Here is a 26,100-nt window from a genome sequence, read left to right as displayed (position 1 = left end):
CGCAAAATTATGTGTTTTTTCTGAGATAACCCCTATTTTTATAGGGGTATTTTTTATAATTAGTCTCTTTTTTAAGATGACACCCTGTTTTAAGAAGGTAGATCGGATTCGTATAAATCATTAATTTATTAGTCGTATAATCGGATTTTTTTTATATTTGCCTTGAATAAAGGAGATTACTATTTGAGATACAAGATATGGATATGGGTGTTTGGGCTTGTCTTGCTCTCTTTTTCACAAAAGGGAGTGGCTAACGTTGTTCTTGATCCTCAGACCAAACGTCCGATTTCTGCCGATTCCATTTTAAATAATGTGATGACCTTTGCCCCGTTTTATGAAAAGTTGGTGACCGACTACCGAGCCGACCTCTATATAAAAGGTACGATGGACATCAAACGCAAAAATTTTATTCTCCGGTATGTGCCTTCCATGTTCCGTCTTCAGAAAGGAGTGCGCCAGTATATGGTGGAAACATATAGTGACCTGCATTTTACGGCTCCTAATATTTATGACCAAAAAGTGAAAGCCTCTGTAGGTACGGTACACAATAGCCGGGGAGTGCCGGGTATGCTGGAGTATTTCAATATCAACCTCTATTCGTCTACGCTGCTTTATGATCGGTTGCTTTCGCCCTTGGCCAAAAATGGACGGAAGTATTATAAGTATCTGATTGATTCCATTATGGGTGGGACAGATAACCGGCAGTATAAGATACGGTTTATCCCCAAAAGCAAAAGCGACCAGTTGGTGGGGGGGTATATGATTGTGAGCAGTGATGTATGGAGTGTCCGCGAGATACGATTTTCCGGCAGGTCGGAGCTTTTGCTGTTCAGTTGTCTGATAAAGATGGGAGGAGTTGGAGAAGATGATGAATTTCTGCCTGTCAGCTACAATGTCGAGGGACAGTTTAATTTCTTGGGTAATCGTATCAACGGGGTTTATGTGGCATCACTCAACTACCATGACATCGTACTTGAAGAAAACCAGAATGAATGGAAAGAAAAAGTGAGGGCAAGGACAAAAGGAAAAAGTAAATATGATCTTTCAGACTCTTACAACCTGCAATGTGAGACTGCTTCTTATCATACGGATAGTGCCTACTTTGAAACATTACGGCCTATTCCCTTGTCGGAAAGTGAGCGTAAATTGTACGAGGAAGATGCGCTGCGTAAAGACACCATTCAGCGCAATATCAAGCCAAAGAGTAAGAGCCAGGTGTTCTGGGGACAGGTAGGAGATGTGCTGATCAGTGATTATAAATTGAATCTGTCCAATTTGGGAAGTGTGAAGTGCTCGCCCATAATCAATCCTTTCTTATTGAGTTACAGTGGGAGTAACGGGCTTTCTTACAGGCAATCGTTTAAGTACAACCGGCTTTTTAAGCACGACCGGCTGTTGCGTGTGGTGCCTAAGTTGGGTTACAACTTTACGCGCAAGGAGTTTTATTGGTCTGTCAATTCCGAATTTAATTATCTGCCCGAGAAAATGGGGACCTTCCACGTGGACTTTGGTAACGGAAACCGGATTTACAGCAGTGATGTGCTCGATGACCTGAAGGCCATACCGGATAGTGTATTCGATTTCAACCAGATTCATCTGGATTATTTCTATGACTTATACTTTAACTTCAGGCACAGTATCGAAATTATTAATGGACTGGAATTGAGTGTGGGCTTTTCCACCCATAGACGAAAAGCCGTGAAACCCTCCAAGTTGGTTCCATTGACCAAGAGCCTGGAACTTCCCAACGAAGATATTCAGGGAAAAATCAGGAATACCTATTTAAGCTTTGCTCCCCGGGTCCGGTTGGAGTGGACCCCTTGCCTTTACTATTATATGAACGGCCATCGTAAGATCAACCTGCGTTCTAAATACCCCACTTTTTCAATAGACTGGGAGAGGGGTATCAAGGGGGTGTTTGGCAGCACCGGGCAATATGAACGTCTGGAGTTTGACCTGCAACACCATATCCCTTTGGGACTGATGCGTAATATCTATTATCGTTTTGGTTTCGGTATGTTTACTAACCAGAAAGAAATGTATTTTGTTGACTTTAATAATTTCACCCGTAGCAATCTTCCTGAAGGTTGGAATGATGAAATTGGCGGAGTATTTCAGCTTCTTGACCGACGTTGGTACAATGCTTCACGCAAGTACATACGGGGGCATTTCACCTATGAAGCTCCTTTTTTACTTCTAAAGCATCTGATCAAGTATACACGCTATGTGCAAAACGAACGGTTGTATGCAAGTATATTATCGGTACCCCATCTTCAGCCTTATATTGAGCTGGGATATGGAATCGGCACTCACATTTTCGATTTCGGCGTTTTCGTAGGAAGTGAGAACTGGAGGTATACCGAGGTTGGCTGTAAATTTACGTTTGAGTTATTCAACCGCTAATTTTATTCTTGTTATTATTTGTCGGGGAGGAGAAAACCTTTATCTTTGCCCGTAAGAGGATGAGATAAAGATTTAGCAAAAAAGAGGTGCAGTCGCCTCGTGAATTCAGGGTCTTTCTGGATTTCTTTATTAAGATACTCATAATAAAGAAAAGTAAATACTCTCATCCTCTTTTTTACTTGCTTCTATATATTAATTAAGGTATAAGGATGGAACTACTTTTAGCTATTGTGATTGTCGTTACCGGTTGGCTGGTTTTTAGTATCATTCGTTCAAGTAAAGGCCAGGAAGGATATAAAAGATGGAAAGCCGGAAACTATGCCGGTGAGAATCCTTATGCTAAAGAGAAGAAGGAAAGTGTTTCGTCCCTGAAGAATATTTTTGGTAGGAAAGCCGTGGCTTTCGGCTCAAAGCGGTTCGATGCCGGAGCTGTCAGTTGGTGTGCCAGTTTACTTGGAGTCAAAGAAGACACGTTGAGAGAGGTGCTGGATTATGTTCCGAGGCAATACACCCAGTTCTATATAAAGAAGAGAAGCGGAGGAGTCCGGATCATTACAGCTCCCCAAGGTCAGTTGCGAGTTATGCAGCAGACCATTTACCAACGAGTTTTATTGTTAGCCAATGTGCATCCTGCTGTTACCGGATTCTGTCCTGGTAAATCTGTATCCGATAATGCGCGGGTTCATTTGGGACGAAAAAATGTATTGAAAGTAGATCTTCATGACTTTTTCCCTTCCATACGTTCGCCCAAAGTGAGAGCGACATTCAGGGAGATGGGATATTCACGTCCTATAGCGAAAGTACTGGCGGAACTCTGCTGTTGTAACAGGTGCCTTCCGCAGGGTGCGCCTACAAGTCCGGCTCTCAGCAATATTATTGCTTATCCGATGGATAAAAAAATGATGGCGTTAGCCGATGAATACGGGCTGGTCTATACGAGGTATGCCGATGACCTGACCTTTTCGGGAGATTTTCTGCCGAAGGATAAAGTCTTGTCACGGATTGATCAGGTTATCAGGGAGGAAGGGTTTACGATGAATGTGAAGAAAACCCGTTTTCTTCCTGAGCATAAACGTAAGATAATTACCGGAGTATCAGTTAGTTCGGGCACGAAGATGACAATTCCCAAAACTAAAAAGAGGGAGATCCGTAAGAATGTGCATTACGTCCTGACAAAAGGATTGGCCAGTCATCAGGAGCATATTGGCTCCACCGATCCGGTTTATCTGAAGCGTTTATTGGGCAATCTGTGTTACTGGCGTTCCATAGAACCGGATAACCGATATGTATCCGATTCTATCGCGGCTTTAAAGAGCTTGATGTGAGACATACCGATTGTAGCTCTTTTTGATATTTTTTTTGTTATTCTTTTCTAATTCAAGAAAATAGTTCTATCTTTGCGCCCGATTTATATAATCAATATAATGTCTTATTTAATTAAAGAATTACTAAACAATTAATTATTAATGGAAAACTTAAAGAACGTTGCTCCTATTGAAGACTTCAACTGGGATGCGTATGAAAACGGCGAGAGCTTCGCTGGTGCCAGCCACGAAGAACTTGAAAAAGCTTACGACGGTACGCTTAACAAAGTAAATGACCGTGAGGTTGTTGACGGAACTGTAATCGCAATGAACAAACGTGAAGTTGTTGTGAACATCGGTTACAAATCAGACGGTATCATTCCTTTGAATGAATTCCGCTACAATCCTGATCTGAAAGTAGGTGACACTGTAGAAGTATACATCGAAAACCAGGAAGACAAAAAAGGACAGTTGGTTCTGTCTCACAGAAAAGCCCGCGCTACCCGTTCTTGGGATCGCGTTAATGCTGCTCTGGAAAATGAAGAAATTATCAAGGGTTACATCAAGTGCCGCACTAAGGGTGGTATGATTGTTGACGTATTCGGTATCGAAGCATTCTTGCCGGGTTCTCAGATCGACGTGAAACCGATCCGCGACTACGATGTATTCGTTGGCAAAACAATGGAATTCAAAGTTGTTAAAATCAACCAGGAATTCAAAAACGTGGTTGTTTCTCACAAAGCTCTTATCGAAGCTGAACTGGAACAACAGAAGAAAGAAATTATCGGTAAACTTGAAAAAGGACAAGTTCTTGAAGGAACCGTTAAGAATATCACATCTTATGGTGTATTTATTGACCTCGGTGGCGTAGACGGATTGATCCACATCACTGACCTGTCTTGGGGCCGCGTAAGCGATCCGAAGGAAGTGGTTGAGCTGGATCAGAAGTTGAACGTAGTTATCCTCGACTTTGATGACGAGAAGAAACGTATCGCTTTGGGTCTGAAACAACTGACTCCGCACCCATGGGATGCTTTGGATCCGAACCTCCAGGTAGGTGACAAAGTGAAAGGTAAAGTAGTGGTTATGGCTGACTACGGTGCATTTATCGAAATCGCTCCGGGTGTTGAAGGTCTGATCCACGTATCAGAAATGTCATGGTCACAGCACCTGCGTTCTGCACAGGACTTCATGAAAGTCGGTGACGAAGTAGAAGCTGTAGTTCTGACTCTGGATCGTGAAGAACGTAAGATGTCTTTGGGTATCAAACAACTGAAACAAGATCCTTGGGAAACTATCGAAGAAAAATATCCTGTAGGTTCTAAACATACTGCTAAGGTTCGTAACTTCACTAACTTCGGTGTATTCGTAGAAATCGAAGAAGGTGTTGACGGATTGATCCACATCTCTGACCTGTCTTGGACTAAGAAGGTTAAACACCCGTCAGAATTTACTCAGATTGGTGCTGATATTGAAGTTCAGGTACTGGAAATCGATAAAGAAAACCGTCGTCTGAGCCTTGGTCACAAACAACTTGAGGAAAATCCTTGGGATGTATTTGAAACAGTATTTACTGTAGGTTCTGTACATGAAGGTACAATCATCGAAATGTTGGATAAGGGTGCTGTAGTTGCTCTTCCTTACGGCGTTGAAGGTTTCGCTACTCCGAAACACCTCGTTAAAGAAGACGGTTCACAGGCTCAGATGGACGAGAAACTGGAATTCAAAGTAATCGAGTTCAACAAAGACGCTAAGAGAATCATCCTATCTCATAGCCGCATTTTCGAAGATGTTGCCAAGGCGGAAGAAAGAGCTGAGAAGAAAGCTGCTTCTAACGCAAAGAAATCTTCTAAGAGAGAAGAAACTCCTGCTATCCAAAATCAGGCTGCTTCTACTACTTTGGGTGATATCGATGCTTTGGCTGCTTTGAAAGAACAGCTGGAAGGTAAGAAGTAATTCAAATCTTTCATAGATTGATATAGAAGGGTATCTCATTCAATGGGATACCCTTCATTTTTTTGTATGTTGAATCATTGCGCTGAACTTTAATTGTCTATCTTTGCAAATACAGTTTGAAAGATGGAAAAATTTGAATTACATATATTGGGTTGTGGGTCCGCATTGCCTACTACCCGGCATTTTGCCACTTCGCAGGTAGTCAACTTGCGTGATAAACTTTTTATGATCGATTGCGGAGAAGGGGCACAGATGCAATTGCGTAAGTCGCGGTTGAAATTTTCGCGGCTGAACCATATCTTCATTTCGCATCTGCATGGTGATCATTGCTTCGGATTGATGGGGCTTATTTCCACTTTCGGGTTATTGGGGCGCACGGCAGAGTTACATATCCATTCTCCAAAAGGATTGGAGGAGTTATTGGCTCCTATGCTTAATTTCTTTTGCCATACGTTGGCATATAAAGTCATTTTCCATGAATTTGACACCAGACAAGCGTCGGTGATTTATGAAGACCGTTCGATGACAGTCACCACCATCCCGCTCCAGCACCGTATTCCCTGTTGTGGCTTTTTGTTTGCGGAAAAGACCCGGCCGAACCATATTATCCGTGATATGATCGATTTCTATAAAGTACCGGTCTATGAACTGAATCGGATAAAGAACGGTGCAGACTACATAACTCCGGAAGGAGAAGTGATTGCTAATGTGCGCTTGACCCGCCCCTCGGATCCTCCCAGACGGTATGCCTATTGCTCGGATACGATTTTCCGGCGGGAGATTGCGGAACAGATCTCAGGTGTTGACTTGCTTTTTCATGAGGCTACATTTGCCGAATCGGAACTGGCACGTGCTAAAGAAACGTACCATACTACAGCCGCCCAAGCCGGCCGGATAGCTGTGGAAGCTGGTGTACGGCGATTAGTGATCGGTCATTTCTCTGCCCGCTACGAAGATGAAAATGTTTTGCTGAAAGAAGCTTCGGCTATCTTTCCGGATACTATACTTGCAAAAGAAAACTTGTGTATAAGTCTTTAATTTCGGGAGATCGATTAAACCTTTGTTGAATAGAATTGTCTAAAATAACATATACGAATTACAAACGAACCTATGAACCCTTATAATGAACGAGAGGTTTTGGCACTCCTTCAGGATGAGAGGACACAGAAGCAGGGATTTGAGCAGATCGTTTCGCAGTATAGCGAACAATTATACTGGCAGATCAGGCGGATGGTACTTTCACATGACGATGCCAATGACCTTCTTCAAAATACTTTCATTAAGGCATGGATAAACATTGACTATTTCCGGGCTGAGGCAAAGCTGTCTACCTGGCTTTACCGTATTGCCCTGAACGAATGTATCACTTTCCTGAATAAACAACGGGCTATGAATACAATTGCCATTGACGATCCGGAGGCCGACGTGACTCAGAAACTGGAGAGCGATCCTTACTTCTCGGGGGATCGGGCAGAGTTATTGCTTCAGAAGGCATTGCTGACCCTTCCTGAAAAGCAACGGATGGTGTTCAACCTGAAATATTATCAGGAAATGAAATATGAAGAGATGTCGGAGATATTCGGCACTTCGGTGGGGGCTCTGAAAGCTTCTTATCACCATGCCGTGAAAAAAATCGAGAAGTTTTTGGAGGAGGCTGATTAAACCTTTTAATATGCATAATGTCTAAGAAGAAGAGAGGAGAAGAACGTATGAAAGAAGAAGATAACATATTGAAGAAAGTGGGGAGGGAGAATTCCTTTAAAGTACCTGAGGGATACTTTGAAAACTTGACTTCAGAGGTGATGGGTAAACTTCCGGAAAAAGAGAAGCCTGCTTTTGAAGAAGTGAAGCAACCCACAATGTGGACTAGGGTGAAACCTTTATTCTATATGGCGGCTATGTTTATAGGAGCTGCATTGATTATCCGTGTGGCTTCTTCAAATCACCAGCCGGCAACGGTGGATGATCAACTGACTGCAAATGATGCAGGAACCGAAGTTGTTTCGGATGAATATATTGATGTAGCACTGGATCGCTCGATGCTGGACGATTACTCTTTGTACGTCTATCTCAGTGATGCTACAGCTGAATAAGTAAACTAAACTGATTTAATAAAGCAAAATGAAGAAACTGATTATTCTATTGATTATAGTTTGTAGTTGTATCCCGGCACTGAATGCCATGGGAGATCCTAACCAACATTTGTCACCCGAAGAATTCAGGGCCAAACAACGAGCATTTATAACAGAAAAAGCCGGTTTGACTAAGGAAGAGGCAGCAAAGTTCTTCCCGGTTTACTTTGAATTACAGGACCGGAAAAAACAACTGAATGACGAGGCCTGGAAGTTGCTTCGTAGTGGCAAAGATGATAAAACCACTGACGCACAATATGGAGAAATATTGGAAGGGGTATACGATGCCCGTATTGCTTCAGACCGTCTGGATAAAACTTATTTTGAGAAGTTTAAAAAGATACTTCCGTGTAAGAAAATTTATCTGATACAGCGAGCGGAAATGCGTTTTCACCGAGAGTTGTTGAAAGGGGTTCGTGATAACAAAGGAAAGAAAAAATAGAATGAAAAATTGCTTTCCTGCAAGAGCGGGAGAATTTACCACAGACTTAACGGATTGCACAGATAAACACTAATTGGGGATATTTATTGATCCGTCAATTACATACTCTGCGCAATCCGTTAGTTTGCAGTGGAATTTTGGTATTATCCTTTTAGAGGAGAGAGGACTTTTTACAGTCCTTTCTTTTTGGCTTCATCCCAGATTGCATCCATTTCTGCGAGAGACATCTCTTTCAGGTTTTTGCCTTCCTTAATGGTGTGTTCTTCCAGATAGTTGAATCGGCGGATGAATTTTTGGTTTGTACGTTCTAAGGCATTGTCCGGGTTGATCTTGTAGAGACGGGCAGCGTTGATGAGGCTGAACATGACATCACCGAATTCGGCTTCCGCCTTATCTTTGTCCATATGGGCTATTTCTACCTGAAATTCTGCAATTTCTTCTTTGACTTTTTCCCAGACTTGCTCTTTTTCTTCCCAATCGAATCCTACATTACGTGCTTTGTCCTGCATCCGGTAAGCTTTGATAAGTGAGGGTAGGGCAGTAGGGACTCCGCTTAATACAGTTTTATTTCCGTCCTTTTCTTTTAGTTTCAGCTGTTCCCAGTTTTCGGATACTTGTCCGGCTGTGTCGGCTTTTACTTCTCCGAAAACATGTGGATGGCGGAAAATCAGTTTTTCGCAGAGTTTGTCACAAACATCTTTCATGTCGAAATCACCGGTTTCTGAGCCTATTTTTGCATAAAAGGCCACGTGCAGCAATACATCTCCCAACTCTTTACAAATATCTTTTTTGTCATCGCGCATCAATGCGTCGCACAATTCGTAAGTCTCTTCGATAGTATTGGGGCGCAGACTTTCGTTGGTCTGTTTGCGATCCCAGGGACATTTTACCCGAAGTTCGTCGAGTATATCCAGGAAGCGCCCGAAGGCTTCCATCTGTTCTTCTCTTGTATGCATGTTTATTCTTTATTTGATTCTTTTTTCCATTCGTTGTATGAAATCAGCAGACCGATGACTTCCGAATAGTTTTTCCGTCCGCTTTCTATTTTGTTTCCTTTCAGATATAAGTCATATATCCAATCTTGAATATCACCTATCAACGGGCTATATTTAGCCATCCAATACTCTTGATCCTTCCGGGCGAGTTCGATGATTTCCGGACGTATCCGACTGAATAATTCCCGGTATTCATTTTCTGTCATCAATCTGCGGGCATTAGCAAGCACATGTCCCAGGATAGAGAAGTAACCGCTAAAGCGGATTTCTCTATTTGTAGAACGTGTGCAGACCTGATAGGCGTAAAAGTTGGCTTCCGCTTCACTGGTTATACCCAATAAGTGGGCCAGTTCATGCGTATAGGTTGCCGGATATTGTGGAGGTAACAAGTCACCATTCAGCGTGAACTCACAGAAAAACGGTCCCATGCTTCCTGTTACTCCTACCATTGAAATAAGTGGAGTGAACAACATTGTTTTGACCTGTGGCATGGAGTGTGGAGGATGGTGTACGCCGAGACTGTCACTGATCAGACTGTACTGGCTGACTGCCTCTTTACAGATGGTTTCCTTGTCGATCCGGGTTATGGGAACGTATGATTCATTCAGTAAATAGATGTATTGGTTTACAAAGTGGTCAAAATTTTCCGGAGTATAGGTAATATATGGTATCCCTGTACGCTCGTAGAAGTTTCTTTGCGAATAGTTGAGTCCCCATGCCAGGTAAAACCATACATAGATCCATGCCAGATATTCCGTATCCCTTCTCAGGATTGTTTTCCAACTTAACTTTTGGCGGATGCGTGCGTATACCGGATAAAGAATAATCCCTGTAATACTGAATGCTATGAACAGGTCACCCAAAGCAAAAGGAAAGAAATTGGAAAAACCGGACAGGACGTACGAGATAACAGGATAGACCGAGCGTGCATATCCTTCCCCCATTGCCGGGATCGCCTGAGTGACCCAGACAAGGATAATTAAAGTTCCTAAAACAGAGTACCGTATGACTCGCTTTTTGCTTTTCATTGCTACTTCTTTCTTTCGAGGAACAAAAGTACATATTCCTGTCCCTATATTCTACTTATTTTTATTAATTTTGCGCCAATCTTTCGCAATAAACTAATAAAATAGATATATACAACATGGAATTAGCAAGTAAGTACAGCCCTGCTGACGTGGAGGGAAAGTGGTATCAGTATTGGCTGGACCATAAATTATTCAGTTCGAAACCCGATGGACGTGAACCTTACACCATCGTTATTCCGCCGCCTAACGTCACCGGTGTGCTGCATATGGGACACATGCTTAATAATACCATTCAGGATATCCTCGTTCGTCGTGCACGTATGGAAGGCAAGAATGCTTGTTGGGTGCCGGGAACCGACCATGCCTCTATCGCTACCGAAGCAAAGGTGGTGAATAAGTTGGCTGCACAGGGTATTAAAAAGACTGATCTGACTCGTGACGAGTTTCTGAAGCATGCTTGGGCATGGACAGATGAACATGGTGGGATTATCCTGAAACAGCTCCGTAAGTTGGGGGCATCCTGTGACTGGGACCGTACTGCTTTTACTATGGACGAAAAGCGTAGCGAAAGTGTGCTGAAAGTATTTGTAGACCTTTACAAGAAGGGACTTATTTACCGTGGCGTGCGTATGGTAAACTGGGACCCGAAGGCATTGACAGCTTTGTCTGACGAGGAGGTGATTTACAAAGAGGAGCATGGAAAGCTGTATTATCTGAGATATAAGGTAGAGGGTGAAGACAGTTATGCCGTTGTTGCGACTACTCGTCCGGAGACGATTATGGGCGATACCGCTATGTGTATCAATCCGAATGACCCGAAAAATCAGCACCTGAAAGGTAAGAAGGTTATTGTTCCGCTGGTAGGCCGTGTCATCCCGGTGATTGAGGATGATTATGTAGATATCGAATTCGGTACAGGATGTCTGAAAGTGACTCCGGCACATGACGTGAATGACTATATGCTGGGTGAGAAGTATAACTTGCCAAGTATTGATATTTTCAATGATAACGGGACTATCAGCGAAGCTGCCGGTATGTATATCGGTATGGACCGTTTTGAAGTTCGCAAACAGATTGAGAAAGATCTTGAAGCCGCCGGATTACTTGAAAAGACGGAGGCATATACCAATAAAGTCGGCTATTCTGAACGTACCAATGTAGTGATAGAGCCTAAACTCTCTATGCAGTGGTTCCTTAAGATGGAGCATTTGGCTCAGATTGCCCTTGAGCCGGTGATGAAGGATGAGATTAAGTTTTATCCTGCCAAATATAAAAATACTTATCGTCATTGGATGGAGAACATCAAAGACTGGTGTATCAGTCGTCAGTTGTGGTGGGGACACCGCATCCCGGCTTACTTCCTTCCGGAAGGCGGATATGTAGTAGCCGTTACTGACGAAGAAGCATTGAAACTGGCTAAAGAAAAAACAGGCAACGATCATCTGACAATGGCTGACCTTCGTCAGGATGAAGATTGTCTGGATACTTGGTTCTCTTCTTGGCTGTGGCCTATTTCTTTGTTCGATGGCATCAATAATCCGGGTAACGAAGAAATTAACTATTACTATCCTACCAGTGACCTGGTGACCGGTCCGGATATTATCTTCTTTTGGGTGGCTCGCATGATTATGGCAGGCTATGAGTATGAAGGTAAAATGCCGTTTAAAAATGTATATTTTACGGGTATTGTCCGCGACAAATTGGGACGTAAAATGTCCAAGTCGCTCGGCAACTCACCGGATCCGTTGGAGTTGATAGAGAAATACGGAGCAGATGGTGTACGTATGGGGATGATGCTTTCGGCTCCTGCCGGAAACGACATTCTTTTTGATGATGCACTTTGCGAACAGGGACGTAATTTCTGCAATAAAATATGGAATGCTTTCCGACTGGTGAAAGGTTGGGAGAATGGAATGGGAACAATCGATATTCCGGCGGATGCACACCTGGCTGTACAATGGTTTGACCAAAGACTGGATGCTGCCGCAGTTGAGGTAGCCGATTTATTCAGCAAGTACCGTTTGAGCGAAGCGTTGATGCTGATTTATAAACTGTTCTGGGATGAATTTTCTTCATGGTTGCTCGAAATCGTGAAACCTGCTTATGGACAACCTGTAAACGGATTTATCTATTCAATGACTTTGAGTGCTTTCGAACGTCTGTTGGCTATGCTCCATCCTTTCATGCCATTTATTACGGAAGAATTGTGGCAGCAGTTGCGTGAGCGTGAGCCGGGGGCAAGTCTGATGGTAGAACCGTTGGCAGAAGTCGGAGAAGTGAACGAGGAGTTTTTGAAACAATTTGAAACGGCTAAAGAGATAATCAGTAGTGTGCGTGCCATCCGTTTGCAAAAGAATATTGCAATGAAAGAACCGCTTGAGTTACAAGTGGTAGGAGTAAACCCGGTAGAGAAAATGAACCCTGTTATCTTTAAAATGTGTAACTTGTCTGCTATTCAGGTAGTGGATGTAAAAGCTGACGGAGCTTCTTCATTCATGATCGGAACGACTGAGTTTGCAGTCCCCTTGGGTAATATGATCGATGTGGAAGCTGAGATAGCACGTATGGAAGCCGAACTGAAACATAAAGAGGGCTTCTTGCAGGGCGTTTTGAAGAAACTCAGCAATGAGAAATTCGTGAGTAATGCGCCGGCTGCCGTTATTGAAATGGAACGCAAGAAACAGGCTGATGCCGAAAGTATCATTAAATCGCTCAAAGAGAGTATTGCATCTCTGAGAAACGCGTAAGAAGATCTTTTTAGAAGATAAATATAAAAGGGCACTCTAAAATAATAGGGTGCCTTTTTCTGTATACGAATAATAATGATACCTTTGTCACCGATTTTAGCAATCGACCGTTACAAATGAAACAAATGCAATTCAGATATTTCTGTTTCCTTCTGATTCTGTTGGGAGGAATGAACTGTCGGCTATCGGCTCACAAGGACAGGTCCGGTGGAGATGTGTTGTTTCTGAATTCTATTAACTTTAATCTTCCCTGGGCAAAAAGTATATATTGGTATGTACATCAGGAATTGCAGAAGGAAGATGTTGCCGTAACGGCTGAATCTCTGTCTGTACCAGCCCTTTGTAGCCGTAAAGAGGCAACTGCAATTGTAGAACAGTTACGTCGAAAGCATGATATACCTCCTCGATTGGTTGTTTTTATAGGTGACCCGGGATGGATTGTCTGTCGGGAGCTTTTTGATGATGAATGGAGAGATGTGCCGGTCATCATTACTAATGCCCGGGACCGCTTGCCGGCAACACTTGATGTTTTGCTGTCTCACGAACCGTTGACTGATACCAATACCGTTCCGGCTAAAGAATGGCGCAAAGGATATAATGTGACTACATTGGGGCAAACGTATTATGTAAAAGAGACTATCGAACTGATGCGGCAAGTGATGCCCGGGATGAAACGAGTTGCTTTTATATCCGATGACCGATATATCAGTGAGGCAGTTCGTGGTGATGTCAGTCAGGCTGTGGGCAGATACTTCCCGGAGCTGAGTCTGGAGCAGTTGTCAACCAAAAATATTTCTACTGAAATGCTGCTCGATACTTTGAGCGGATATGATAAAAACACCGGATTGATTTATTATTCGTGGTTTGAATCGCATAACCAAGACGACAATAACTATTTGTTTGATCATATTCAAGAGATTATTACCCGATTTGTGCACTCTCCCCTGTTTTTGCTGGCTGCTGAGGATTTATCCAATAACACATTTGCGGGAGGGTATTATGTATCGGTGGAGTCATTCGGAGATTCATTATTGCAACTGATTGAACGTGTGTTGAAAGGAGAGCAACCCCGCGAAATTCCGTCTGCATTAGGGGGTGAGCCGGCCGCTTATCTTTGTTATCCGGCTTTGCAGTCCTACCAAATCCCTGTTTCGCTTTATCCGGAAGGGGCTGTATATGTCAATCTTCCTATGAGTTTCTTTGAGCAGTATAAAAAGGAGATTTTACTAACGGTATTTGTTGTGCTTCTGGTAGCAGGTGCCATTGGCTTTTATATTCATATTCTTAAGAAAACTCATCAACGCCTGGAAGAGGCACGTCTGAAAGCGGAGGAGGCTAATCAATTAAAATCAGCTTTTCTTGCGAATATGAGTCATGAAATACGTACCCCTCTGAATGCTATTGTCGGTTTTTCAAACCTGCTTTCGCAGGTAGAAGATAAAGAAGAGATGAAAGAATATGCCGATATCATTGAAACCAATACAGATCTTCTGCTTCAACTGATCAGCGATATTCTGGACATGTCGAAGATCGAGTCCGGAATGTATGATTTTCATATAACCCGTGCGGATGTCAATCAAATGATGTCGGAGATAGAACAAGTGGGTAAACTGCGTATCAAATCGGAAGAACTCGTTCTAACTTTTGACGAACAATTGCCCCAATGTATTTTATATACTGATAAGAATCGGCTGACACAAGTCATTATTAATTTGTTGACCAATGCGATTAAGTTCACTTCCGGAGGGGAGATACGGATGGGATATCGGTTGAAAGATGCCGCAACATTATATTTTTATGTGTCTGATACAGGCTGTGGCATGTCTACCGAACAGTGTGAGCATGTGTTTGAACGTTTTGTCAAATATAATCCTTTTATACAAGGTACCGGGCTGGGACTATCTATCAGCCGGATGATTATTGAAAAACTGGGAGGTGAGATCGGGGTTACCTCCGAGGTTGGTAAAGGCTCTCTTTTTTGGTTTACTTTACCCTACCGGACTTCTGTATAGTATTTGCTGAATGCTCCGCTGTTTTAACGCAGCAGGAAGGATAGCAGGACGGGCAGATAATCTTTCAGATCGATGCGCAGTTGTTTCAGTGCCTGCTGAATCCGGTAATCTATCGTTTTGGGAGATACTCCTAAGCGTTCGGCTATTTCGTTGTAGGTCAGATTCTGGAAACGATTGAGCTCGAATGCTTCGCGGATATTTTCCGGGAGTCGTGCCAAAGCTTCTTCTATTTTCTCGGTTAATTCTTGCATGACGTAGAAATCGGGATCATCATACTGTGATTGGAGATTGTCGAAAATCATCTTTTCGATTCTTTGTTTGACTTCGTTCCGATTGATAAGAGTCAGGCAACGATTTTTAACAGCTTTGAACAAGTAACTTTTCAAAGAAGTTTCAAATGCCTGCATCTCTTTATTTTCCCAAAGCCAGACCATTACATCCGATACAATCTCCTGTCCGTCGTCCGGTTCCACAAACAGCTTGGCGTAAGCGCACAAGGCGGGATAGTGCCGGAGAAACAGCGCTTCAAATGCGTCTTCATTTCCCTGTTGTATCTGATAAAAAAGAATTTCGTCGCTTGTTGTATGCGATGTATTGTTGTGCATGTAAACCCTCGTTTTGGGCAAAAATAATATTTTTTTCAAAAAAAATACGTTTTTAGGTTAGGAGATTTCTGATTTCATTCGTCTTATCTATAAAAGCACGAATTATGGATGAATTCTATTACATAAATGAGTCAATTCTTTTAAGCTATTTTGCCGGGGAGCTTCCTGCTGACAGACAAAAGGAGGTAGAAGAGTGGATCGCTACTTCGGAGGAGAATACGAAGACAGCACGGGATATTTTTCAGCTTTACCGGGCAGCCGATACATTGAACTACATGAAGCATGTAGATTCTGTTGGGGCTTTCCATCAGGTAAAGGACCGAATACACAAACATCAACATAGAGTTTCATGGATGGTGTGGGGGCAGCGTATTGCTGCTTGTTTAGCTTTGCCGCTGCTTGCCACCACCCTTTATCTGATTTTGAAAAACTCCCCCGTGGAGTATGTGGAGATACGGACAAATCCCGGTATGGTTGCTGAAGCGAATCTGCCGGATGGAACTAAAGTTTGGCTGAACTCGGGATCTTCACTTAAACATCCTACCAGGTTCACAGGAGATATACGTAACGTAGAACTTGATGGAGAGGCTTACTTTGAGGTGCATAGAGATAAAAGTAAGCGATTTATTGTTAATACGCCTTTCCGTATTCAGACTGAGGTTTTGGGTACGGAGTTCAATATAGAGGCTTATCGGACGGACAGTGTGGTAAGAACTACCTTAGTATCGGGCTCTGTGAAATTGTCATTTCTGGGTGAGGGTGACAAGCAACGGACCTTTGTGATGAAGCCTGATGAGGAGTTTATCTATAATCCGAAAACACGTACAGTGAGGACCGACAAACCTTATGTGAAAACTTATACGGCCTGGAAAGACGGTCAGGTGGTATTTAGGAATACCCCGCTGTCTGAGGCTTTGAAAATACTTACCAAGCGGTTTCATGTGGAGTTTATCGTAAAAGATTCTACTCTTTATGGAAATTCATTTACCGGAGTATTCAGCGAACAGCACTTACCTCTGATTCTTGAACACTTCAGGCTTGCTTCGGGCATACAGTATAGATTTATAGAACTGGAACATAACACACAGCAGACAATACAGCAGAAAATGAAAATAGAGCTATATTGACCATTTGAATATTAAACTTTTAAAATCTGATACCTATGACAACACGTCCACCTTAAAACAAAAAAACATACAGGAAAATATTGGCGTATTTTCCTGTATGAAAGTCCACCGTCCGCTTGTTTGGCGACAAGTTGTGCGGTTAATAGAATTTTTTAAATCAAAATCACTACAAATCTATGACAATTTACTTAAACTTCCAATTTTTCGGGAGGCAGAATATCTTTTCGCTTCTGAAAAAAATACCTTTGTGTATGAAACTATCAGCGATCATGTTGTTTGTCTTTGCCAGTATGGCATTTGCGGCTAAGGGTTATAGCCAGTCAGTACGTGTGACATTGAATGTCAGCAACAGCAGTCTTCAGAAAGTGCTGGATGAAATAGAGAAGCAGTCGGAATACCACTTTTTCTATAATAATAAGCAGGTGGATATCTCTCGGAGTGTGACTATTAAAAGTACTCAAAAAGAGATCAGCCAAGTTTTGAATCAGCTGTTTGCCGGTACGGATATCGGTTATAAAATATTGGAGAATAGTATTATCCTGTCTCCTAAACAGATTTTGGAAACGACTGCTGCACAACAGCAGACCACTAAAAAGATAAAGGGACTGGTTACTGATGAGGCCGGTTTACCCATTATCGGAGCTAATATTAAAGAAAAGGATTCCGGAAACGGGACGATTACAGATGTCAACGGTAACTTTAGTCTTTCTGTAGGAACTAAAAGCTCAATTATCATTTCGTATATCGGGTACATCACCAAAGAAGTTCCTGTGGGTAATAATACTTCACTTACTGTTCGGTTGGCCGAGAACACGAAACTGCTCGATGAGGTTGTTGTAACGGCATTAGGTATCAAGCGCGAAGAGAAGGCTCTGGGGTATGCCGTGCAAAAAGTGGACGGAGATCGGCTGGCTGCTGTAAAAACAGTGAATGTTGCTACTTCGTTAACGGGCAAGATTGCCGGATTGAATGTAAAAAACAGTACAGAGTTCAATACAGCTCCTTCACTCTCGTTGCGTGCATCTGCCCCCCTGTTAGTTATCGACGGTGTACCTTATGGTAATGTGGGATTGAATGATATAGCAGCTGATGATATCGAATCGGTTGATGTCCTGAAAGGAGCTACGGCTTCGGCACTCTATGGTGCCCGTGGAGGTGCCGGTGCAGTGATGATTACCACTAAAAAAGGTAAGGAAGAAGGATTGAATGTGACTGTAAACAGCAGTACCATGTTTGCAGCCGGATATCTGAGAAAGCCGGAGGTACAAACTTCATATAGTTCCGGGTCGCAGGGGACTTATTCCACCGGAGGATATGTATGGGGAGACAAACTGGACATCGGACGTACAGCATTGCAATATGATCCGTATACTCACGAATGGGTGGATATGCCTTTGGTTTCGAAAGGTAGAAATAACTTAAAGAACTTTCAAGAATTGAGTTTGGTGACAAACAACAATGTAAGTGTATCCCAGAAAGGTAAATATGGTAGCGTACGTACTTCATTGACCCATGTATATAACAAAGGGCAGTATCCGAATCAAAAATTGAATAAGATTACTTACTCAGTATCGGGCGATATGAAATGGAAGAAATTTTCTTTTGACGGAGGTCTGACTTATAACAAACGTTTCTACCCCAACGATATGGGAGCCGGATATGGTGGAAGTGGTTTCCTTTATAATTTGTTGGTATGGTCAGGGGCTGAGTATGATATACGGGACTATAAAAATTACTGGATTAAACAGGATGAACAGCAGAACTGGATGGATACCAAATGGTATGATAATCCATATTTCATTGCGAACGAAATTACGCGTTCAAGCGATTATGATTTGATTAACGGATATCTTTCTGCCAATTATGATTTTACTCCTTGGTTGAACTTATCACTGCGTTCGGGGCTGGACTCGTATTCACAGAAAAAAGAGTGGCGGAATGCTGTAAGTGCTGTGGGTGGTTGGCATAAACAGGGTTATTATGGTCTGCAACGCTTAGGCGGATATAGTTTAAACAATGACTTGATACTGTCTGCCGATCATAAATTCGGTAATTTCAATGTCGATGGTTTCGTGGGTGGAAACGTTTATTACTGGAAGAGTGATAATATTTTGGCTGAAACACAAAATGGTCTGAAAATTCCGGGATATTACTCATTGAAATCATCTGTAGACCCGTTGAAAACAACCAGTGGTATTACTAAAAAACTGGTGACCAGTGTATATGCAAAAGCTTCTGTTTCGTGGAAGAGTACTTTATTTCTGGATGTAACGGGACGTAATGACTGGTCATCTTCCTTGCCGTCGGAGACACGATCTTATTTCTATCCGTCTGTGGCCAGCAGTGTTGTGCTTTCGCAGTTTATCCCAATGCCTAAATTTATTGATTTCTGGAAAGTGAGAGGTGCATGGACACAAACTAAGAGTGACCTGGGAGTATATGATACTAACAATACTTATAGTGTGTCTACCGATTTGTGGAATGGTGAGAGTGCTGCATATTATCCCACATCTATCCGTGGTGTTGCGGTGAAACCTTCGGCTACACGTTCTTATGAAATCGGTACGGCAGTCCATATGTTTAAAAATCGTCTGAAAGTAGACTTTACTTATTATAATAAGCTCTATTACAATCTGACTCGTAGTGCCGGCATCAGCAACTCTTCCGGATTTACGTCTACATTGATCAACATTGATGAAGAATATGTGGGTCGTGGGGTAGAATTGACCCTGTCAGGCGATATTATCAGAACAAGAGACTGGAATTGGGAGTCGGCTTTCAACTGGTCACGTGACCGTTGGTATTATACCAAAATAGACCCGGTATATTCTACACAGAAGCCTTGGGTAGCTGTCGGTAAACGTTGGGATTGGTACGGAATTTACGATTGGGAACGCGATCCTCAAGGAAATATTATCAATTACAATGGTTATCCTAAACAGAGCGATTACCAGTCGGTTATCGGTTATGAATATCCTGATTGGATATGGGGCTGGACGAATACGATAACTTACAAGAATTTCACTCTCTCCTTTACACTTGACGGACGGGTAGGAGGTATGGCACACTCGAAAACCAATCAGGCGATGTGGAACTCGGGGGCACATATTGATTCGGACAATCAGTGGCGATATGATGAAGTGGTGAATAAGAAGACCAATTTTGTAGGTACCGGAGTGAAAGTCGTTTCCGGGAGTGTAGATTACGATTCGAACGGAAAAATTATCCATGACGATCGAGTATTTGCTCCGAACGACGTACAAGTATCTTACGAGTCGTATATGAAAAGTACTAACCCGTATATAGGTACCGTGACACGTCAGAATGTATTTGACGAGACGTTCTTCAAACTGCGTGACCTCTCGCTGAGCTATCAGATGCCTAAGTCTGTTTGCAACAAACTGCATATGAAAGGTTTGACACTGGCTTTTGTCGGACAAAATCTGTTTGTATGGACTAAAGAGTTCCGCTTTACCGATCCCGACAGTGACTCAGATAACCTAAGTTCTCCGTCCACCCGTTATTTAGGCTTTAATGTAAAATTGGATTTTTAAAAGATAGAATAATATGAAACGAATTAATAAATACATATCGTTGTTATTGGTAACTACCTTGCTGGCTTCTTGCGATAAGTTCGATGAAATCAACACAAATCCCGATGCAACCACTAAGGTTACCTCTTCACTGCTGGCGACCGGATTACTTTTGGATATTACATCGTCCAGTGCCAGTAAATCATTTATATATGACGATCTGCTTGCCAAACAGATGGCATGGGGCGAAAGTATGGAAGATTACCAGTATAATGTGTTCGGACGTTCCGGTTTCGGAGGATACACGACACTGATTAATGCACAGAAGATGGTCGAATCTGTTACGGATGATAATGTGAATGCATACGATGGTCTGGCGCATTTTATAAAGGCCTACAAAATATTCTATATGTCGATGGAAATGGGTGACCTTCCTTACGAGGAGGCTTTGCAAGGTGAATTAGGGTTGGTGCGCCCTAAATACAATACCCAAAAGGAAGTGATGGGGTTTGTTTTGAGTGATCTGGAAAGAGCATACGAATTATTTTCCTCAGCTAAAGATTTTGATGGTGATCCGATTCTGGGAGGTAGTATCAGCAAATGGAAGAAAGCGACTACAGCATTTCAGTTGAAAGTTCTGATGCATCTTTCGAAGAAAGAGAGTGATGTAGATTTGAATGTGAAAGAACGTTTTGCCCGGATCGTGGCATCGGGTAGCTTAATGGAATCAAACGATGATAATCTTCAGATGAAATATGCGGATAAAGCGAATACTGTATATCCTTTCCATAACACAAATACTAAACACGCCGGTTATGCCATGCTTTCTACTATGCTGATTGATAAGTTTAAGGCAACCGGAGATATCCGTATGTTCTATTATGCCAAACCGGCAAAGGCTAAACTTGATGCAGGAGTGACCGCTGACAGTTGGGATGCTTATATCGGGACTGATCCGTCATTGCCTTTTGAGCAGATAGAGAAGGCTTATGCCACAGAACAATATTCTGGATTTAATGCGCGGTATACTGATTATCCTTCCGGAGAACCGGTTGTCCGATTGGGATATGCCGAACAGAATTTCATTCTGGCAGAAGCTGCCGTGAGAGGATGGATTTCGGGTGATGCAACTACTTATTACAAGAAGGCAATCAGAGCTCACATGGAGTTTATAGCTGCTAATACTCCGGATGAAGAGATCTATCATCATGGACATCCGTTGACGCAGGAAGCGATTGCGGCTTTTCTTGAAACACCGGCTATACAGTTAAGTGGTGAGAGAGAGGGAGACCTTGAGAAGATATTGACACAACGTTATCTGGCATCGTTCATGCAACATCCGTATGATGTTTATTATGACTACCGTCGTACAGGGTATCCGATATTACCGATTAATCCTGCAACCAACCGGAATACGATGAATGACAGACTGCCTATGCGCTGGATGTATCCGAAATCAGAGTCTGATTATAATCTGGAGCATCAGAACGAGGCTTTGCAACGTCAATTCGGGGGAGTAGATGACGTTAATAAACTGATGTGGATTTTGCAATAAAATAGAGTTTTAGAAGAGGTGTGTGCAGAATGGAGAGAAATGCTTTCTGTTCGCACCTCCTCTGGTTTTTAATACATTTATTAATATGATGTTGAGATATAGTTTATTAAGTATAGTCTTATGGCTATCTACTGTAATGGCTTATGGCAAGGGAAACGAAGTTAAAGTCCTCCAAATGAATATCTGGCAGGAAGGTACCATGGTGAAAGGGGGCTTTGAGGCAATAGCTGACGAGGTGGCTCGTCTGGAGCCGGATATCGTGATGTTTAGTGAAGTGAGAAACTATCATGGAAAACAATTTATTTCGCGTATACTACAGGCTTTGGAAGAACGTGGAAAGAGATATTATGGTGAAAACAGCAAGTTGGATGTAGGTATTTTATCTAAATATAAAATTGAAGAACAGGCTCCTAATTGTCCCTTGGAAGATGATGCCGGTTCCGTACTGAAAGCCCGCATACGCATTAATGGAAGAGATGTTGTTGTATATTCCGCACATTTGGATTATACACATTATGCCTGTTATCTGCCAAGAGGATATAGTGGCGTTACATGGAAAAAGTTGGATGCACCGGTACTGGATGTAGCGGTGATTGAGAAAGCCAATAATGAATCTTTGCGTGATGAAGCGATTCGTCATGTGATAGAAGATGCCCGGAAAGAAAAGGGGAATATTGTTTTATTAGGCGGTGATTTCAATGAACCTTCACATTTGGACTGGAACGAAAATACGAAGAAATTGTGGGATCATAACGGGACGGTAGTTCGGTGGGATTGTTCCGTTCTCCTTGAAAATGCGGGATTTAAAGATGCCTACCGGACAAAATATCCTAATCCGATCACACATCCGGGATTTACTTTTCCGTCTGATAATGAAGGTATAGCTGTAGAAAAGCTGTCGTGGGCACCTGACGCTGATGAACGGGACCGTATTGATTTTATTTATTTCAGGCCTGACAAAAAATTGAAATTGAAGGATGTATCTGTGGTAGGACCTTCAAAATCGATTGTCCGCAGTAAACGTATAGAGGAGAGAAGCAAAGATTTATTTATAACCCCGTTAGGGGTGTGGCCGACGGATCATAAAGCTGTAATGGCCACTTTTCTTCTGAAATAATTAGGAGGATACAGGGGTTATTGCCAGTGAGTATTTATATCTTTGCTACTTAATTTTATTTGAAATATTTAAATGTAATACTTATGAACAGGAAAAACTACTTATTAGCTTTTATTCTTTGTATGCAGACTTTATTTGTTTCTGCGCAAGTTTATCCGGTACGTGCAAAACTTACCGATAAAAATTCTTTTTCAATGATTCTGTTGCCCGATCCACAGAGCTATACAAAGTTCGATGCCAACCAACCTCTTTTTGAGTTGCAGACAGCATGGGTGGCTAATAGCATTGAGTCTCTGAATATAAAAGGAGTGCTTTGTACCGGTGATTTGGTGGAGCAGAATGAAATCCGTATTCCGGATGGAGTGAACGGGAATCAGACAAGTGAAGAACAATGGCGTGCCGCCTCGCGTGCATTTGAGCGCTTGGACGGAAAGCTGCCTTATGTGATTTGTACCGGCAATCATGATTATGGATATCAAAAAGCAGAAAATCGTTTGTGTCATTTTCCTGATTACTTTCCTTCAGAGAGAAATTCTTGTTGGAGAGAAAGTCTGGTTGCTGTAGGAAATAACTATCAGGGCATACCAACACTGGAAAATGCTGCTTATGAATTCGTGACTGATACCTGGGGTAAGATTTTAGTTGTTTCTCTGGAGTTTGCTCCTCGTGATGAAGCTTTGGAGTGGGCGAAGAAAGTGGTGGATTCACCTCGCTATAAGGATCATAAGGTGATATTGTTGACGCATTCATATCTGGCATGGACAGGAAAAATAATTGAAAAAGAGAATTATAAAATGACACCTGCCAATTATGGACAAGTTATTTGGGACAAGTTGGTTTATCCTTCAAAGAATATTTGTATGGTGATTTGTGGACACGAATGTGAGATAGCCGATTATAAGGATAATGTCAGTTTCCGGATTGATAAAAATGCATCCGGTAAAAATGTTCCTCAAATGATGTTCAATGCACAGACAGCAGATGGACAATGGTTTGGTAACGGTGGAGACGGGTGGCTGAGAATTATGGAATTTATGCCTGATGGAAAAACGATTAAAATCAAGACTTTCTCTCCTCTTTTTGCTCTCTCTCCTCTGACTTGCGATAAATCGTGGAGAACAGATTCTTATGATCAGTTTGATATTACGATAGAATAAACAGTGCATGTGTAAAGGAGGGGGTGTCGAAACTCACCATAGAGAACACAGAATAACACAGATGTGTCTTTAAGTCGTTGATGATCAATGTGAATAATCTCTGCTACTCTGTGTCCTTTGTGGTGAAAAGACTTTTGACACAACTCCTTCTTTTTATTCGGTAACTCTGCCTCCTTTTATAATGTCTATCTTTCGTCTGTGCGAACTACGCTGCCAGAAAAATTAATGCCAATGATAAGAATTCCTTGAGTTCCTTGCGTAGTAATTTCAGTGCCTGTTGTATACGATAATCTACGGTCTTAGTAGATATATTAAGGAGCTCTGCAATTTCTTTGTAACTCATATCCTTGAAGCGGTGCATGATAAATGCTTCTCGATAAGATTCCGGTAACGCTGCTATGGCTGTGTGAATCCGTTTTGTTAATTCTTCTATCTGATAGAAGTCTACATCGTAAATCATTGCCTGATTTTTTTCATAAAATAGTGTATCTGCGCGATATTTTACCTCTTTCTGCGCGATGCGGTTTAATGCACGGTGATATATCATTTTTAGAAGATATTGGCTTAGTGATGATTCAATAAGTAATATCTCACGATTCTCCCATAGCCAAAGCATCACATCCTGTACAATTTCCTCCGCATCCTCCAAATCCACAAACCGGTGGGCGTATGCACATAACGTTGGATAGTATTTTCTGAACAAGGCGTTAAAAGCCTTTTTATCCCCTTGTTGAAGTTTGGAAAGCAATAAAATCTCTTCTCTTGTCCGGTTTGGCTTCATAGATCTAAGAATTTAATTTATATACAAAGATAGTCTTTTCTTATTAAAACAAAGATTTTCTAAAAAAAAATGGAATTAAGTTTAGGAATCCTATTTTCCCACCTGTCTTATTAATAAAAGAGTTGAGTTATAAATATGAATCAAGAAGATATAGACCATTTACTACCTCGCTATTGTGAAGGACTGGCTACGGAAGAAGAGTGCAGGCAGGTGGAAGCCTGGATAGGAGAATCGGAAGAGAACCGGAAGATGGTTGATCAGATGAATACTCTTTATCTGGCTGTAGATACAGTTAACGTAATGCGTAAGGTGGATACGGAGAAGGCCTTGGATAAGGTTAGGAGTAGAATGGTTGTAAAGAAAACAACTTGGTGGGAGTGGATACAACGTACCGCTGCTGTTTTATTCATTCCTTTGTTTATAGCTTTTGTGGTGCAATACATGAACAATAGTAAACCTGTCTTGAGTCAGATGCTTGAGATTAAGACGAATCCGGGAATGACAACTTCGGTGGTACTACCAGATAGTACGGTCGTTTATCTGAATTCGGAATCTTCTTTACGTTATCCAACTTTTTTTGAAGGTGATACACGAGATGTGGAGTTGCGGGGAGAGGCTTATTTTGCGGTAGCAAAAGATTTAAAAAAGAAGTTTTTCGTCTCTACTCCACATGCATCAAAGATAGAAGTATTGGGTACCCATTTTAATGTGGAGGCTTATGAAGATGAACCGGACGTCTCGACCACGTTGGTAGAAGGACATGTTTGTTTTCATTTTAATGATAGAGATTATCGGGTTAAGAAAGTTGTTATGAAACCCGGACAAAAGCTTGTTTATAGTTCGACAAGCGGTGATGTGCGGCTATATGCTACATCTGGCTTGTCGGAAACCGCCTGGAAAGATGGCAAGATCATATTCAGTAATACGCCGTTGGAAGTAGCGTTGAGAATGCTTGAAAAACGTTTTAATGTAACTTTCATTATAAAGAATACACGTTTAAAAACAAATGCGTTTACGGGTACATTCACCGAACAACGGCTTGAACGCATATTGGAATACTTTAAAATTTCGTCCAAGATACAATGGAGATACCTGGAGAGTCCTGATATTCAGGATGAACGGAGTAAAATTGAAATTTATTAATTAACCCTTAAAAGAAATGCTTATGAAAAACAAATCTCCCTGAATTACTAAAAACGTACGGAA

19 protein-coding genes are annotated in these 26,100 nt (G+C 42.0%); 15 read left to right on the top strand and 4 right to left on the bottom strand.

The genetic code is table 11. The features are described from left to right. The first annotated feature begins 183 nt into the window (after positions 1-183). The 7 genes from ISX59_RS05285 (at position 184) to ISX59_RS05255 (ending at position 8,237) form a co-directional block, all read left to right on the top strand. The gene (locus ISX59_RS05285) at positions 184-2,403 is read left to right on the top strand and encodes a DUF5686 family protein (RefSeq protein WP_005810014.1); all 2,220 of its coding nucleotides are present in this window, start codon (positions 184-186) and stop codon (positions 2,401-2,403) included. A gap of 209 nt (positions 2,404-2,612) precedes the next feature. Beyond that, complete coding sequence (locus tag ISX59_RS05280) at positions 2,613-3,728, top strand: retron St85 family RNA-directed DNA polymerase (protein ID WP_032539654.1); 1,116 nt, start codon at positions 2,613-2,615, stop codon at positions 3,726-3,728. A gap of 141 nt (positions 3,729-3,869) precedes the next feature. After that, positions 3,870-5,663, top strand: coding sequence for a 30S ribosomal protein S1 (gene rpsA / locus ISX59_RS05275; RefSeq protein WP_005775782.1), 1,794 nt, complete (start codon positions 3,870-3,872; stop codon positions 5,661-5,663). Between the two features lie 123 nt (positions 5,664-5,786). After that, positions 5,787-6,701 carry a ribonuclease Z gene (locus tag ISX59_RS05270; RefSeq protein WP_032539653.1) on the top strand — a complete coding sequence of 305 codons (915 nt, stop codon included), beginning with the start codon at positions 5,787-5,789 and terminating at the stop codon, positions 6,699-6,701. A gap of 72 nt (positions 6,702-6,773) precedes the next feature. Then, positions 6,774-7,325 carry an RNA polymerase sigma factor gene (locus ISX59_RS05265; RefSeq protein WP_005810008.1) on the top strand — a complete coding sequence of 184 codons (552 nt, stop codon included), beginning with the start codon at positions 6,774-6,776 and terminating at the stop codon, positions 7,323-7,325. Positions 7,326-7,342: 17 nt separating this feature from the next. Further along, a complete protein-coding gene (locus ISX59_RS05260; RefSeq protein ID WP_005810006.1) occupies positions 7,343-7,756 on the top strand; it encodes a hypothetical protein in 414 nt (137 codons plus the stop codon). A 28-nt stretch (positions 7,757-7,784) separates the two neighbouring features. Continuing rightward, positions 7,785-8,237: a hypothetical protein gene (locus tag ISX59_RS05255; RefSeq protein ID WP_005775786.1), complete on the top strand. Its 453-nt coding sequence runs from the start codon at positions 7,785-7,787 to the stop codon at positions 8,235-8,237. A gap of 170 nt (positions 8,238-8,407) precedes the next feature. Here ISX59_RS05255 and mazG read toward each other — a convergent pair whose 3' ends face one another. Beyond that, positions 8,408-9,193 (bottom strand): nucleoside triphosphate pyrophosphohydrolase, encoded by a 786-nt coding sequence (gene mazG, locus ISX59_RS05250; protein ID WP_005775787.1) that lies wholly within the window; start codon positions 9,191-9,193, stop codon positions 8,408-8,410. Positions 9,194-9,195: 2 nt separating this feature from the next. Further along, on the bottom strand, positions 9,196-10,260 hold the full coding sequence (locus ISX59_RS05245; RefSeq protein ID WP_032531808.1) for a DUF3810 domain-containing protein: 1,065 nt from the start codon (positions 10,258-10,260) through the stop codon (positions 9,196-9,198). A 116-nt stretch (positions 10,261-10,376) separates the two neighbouring features. Between ISX59_RS05245 and ISX59_RS05240 the strand changes: the two genes are divergently transcribed. Continuing rightward, positions 10,377-13,007, top strand: a complete 2,631-nt coding sequence (locus ISX59_RS05240; protein WP_032531809.1) for a valine--tRNA ligase — start codon at positions 10,377-10,379, stop codon at positions 13,005-13,007. 116 nt (positions 13,008-13,123) lie between these two features. Then, positions 13,124-15,019, top strand: a complete 1,896-nt coding sequence (locus tag ISX59_RS05235; RefSeq protein ID WP_032539652.1) for an ATP-binding protein — start codon at positions 13,124-13,126, stop codon at positions 15,017-15,019. Between the two features lie 23 nt (positions 15,020-15,042). On the opposite strand, the gene ISX59_RS05230 is transcribed toward ISX59_RS05235, so the two are convergent. Next, positions 15,043-15,624: an RNA polymerase sigma-70 factor gene (locus tag ISX59_RS05230; RefSeq protein WP_032539651.1), complete on the bottom strand. Its 582-nt coding sequence runs from the start codon at positions 15,622-15,624 to the stop codon at positions 15,043-15,045. 104 nt (positions 15,625-15,728) lie between these two features. Between ISX59_RS05230 and ISX59_RS05225 the strand changes: the two genes are divergently transcribed. The 5 genes from ISX59_RS05225 (at position 15,729) to ISX59_RS05205 (ending at position 24,113) form a co-directional block, all read left to right on the top strand. Further along, complete coding sequence (locus ISX59_RS05225; RefSeq protein ID WP_032539650.1) at positions 15,729-16,751, top strand: FecR family protein; 1,023 nt, start codon at positions 15,729-15,731, stop codon at positions 16,749-16,751. Between the two features lie 251 nt (positions 16,752-17,002). Beyond that, positions 17,003-20,305 (top strand): SusC/RagA family TonB-linked outer membrane protein, encoded by a 3,303-nt coding sequence (locus tag ISX59_RS05220; RefSeq protein ID WP_032539649.1) that lies wholly within the window; start codon positions 17,003-17,005, stop codon positions 20,303-20,305. Between the two features lie 13 nt (positions 20,306-20,318). After that, entirely contained in the window at positions 20,319-21,839 is a 1,521-nt protein-coding gene (locus ISX59_RS05215; protein WP_005809982.1) for a SusD/RagB family nutrient-binding outer membrane lipoprotein, read from the top strand. Positions 21,840-21,927: 88 nt separating this feature from the next. Then, the gene (locus tag ISX59_RS05210) at positions 21,928-22,956 is read left to right on the top strand and encodes an endonuclease/exonuclease/phosphatase family protein (protein WP_032531830.1); all 1,029 of its coding nucleotides are present in this window, start codon (positions 21,928-21,930) and stop codon (positions 22,954-22,956) included. 83 nt (positions 22,957-23,039) lie between these two features. Continuing rightward, a complete protein-coding gene (locus ISX59_RS05205) occupies positions 23,040-24,113 on the top strand; it encodes a metallophosphoesterase (RefSeq protein WP_032539648.1) in 1,074 nt (357 codons plus the stop codon). A 205-nt stretch (positions 24,114-24,318) separates the two neighbouring features. Here ISX59_RS05205 and ISX59_RS05200 read toward each other — a convergent pair whose 3' ends face one another. Beyond that, the gene (locus ISX59_RS05200; protein WP_005775800.1) at positions 24,319-24,894 is read right to left on the bottom strand and encodes an RNA polymerase sigma-70 factor; all 576 of its coding nucleotides are present in this window, start codon (positions 24,892-24,894) and stop codon (positions 24,319-24,321) included. A 135-nt stretch (positions 24,895-25,029) separates the two neighbouring features. Here ISX59_RS05200 and ISX59_RS05195 point away from each other — a divergent pair, with 135 nt between their 5' ends. Continuing rightward, the gene (locus tag ISX59_RS05195; protein WP_005809974.1) at positions 25,030-26,037 is read left to right on the top strand and encodes a FecR family protein; all 1,008 of its coding nucleotides are present in this window, start codon (positions 25,030-25,032) and stop codon (positions 26,035-26,037) included. Positions 26,038-26,100: the final 63 nt, after the last annotated feature.

The sequence above is a fragment of the Bacteroides sp. FSHCM14E1 genome (assembly GCF_019633785.1).
In the GTDB taxonomy this organism is placed as follows: Bacteria; Bacteroidota; Bacteroidia; order Bacteroidales; family Bacteroidaceae; genus Bacteroides; species Bacteroides hominis.
The sequence above is the reverse complement of the archived record's forward strand: the minus strand, read 5'-3'. Positions and strand labels throughout refer to the sequence as shown.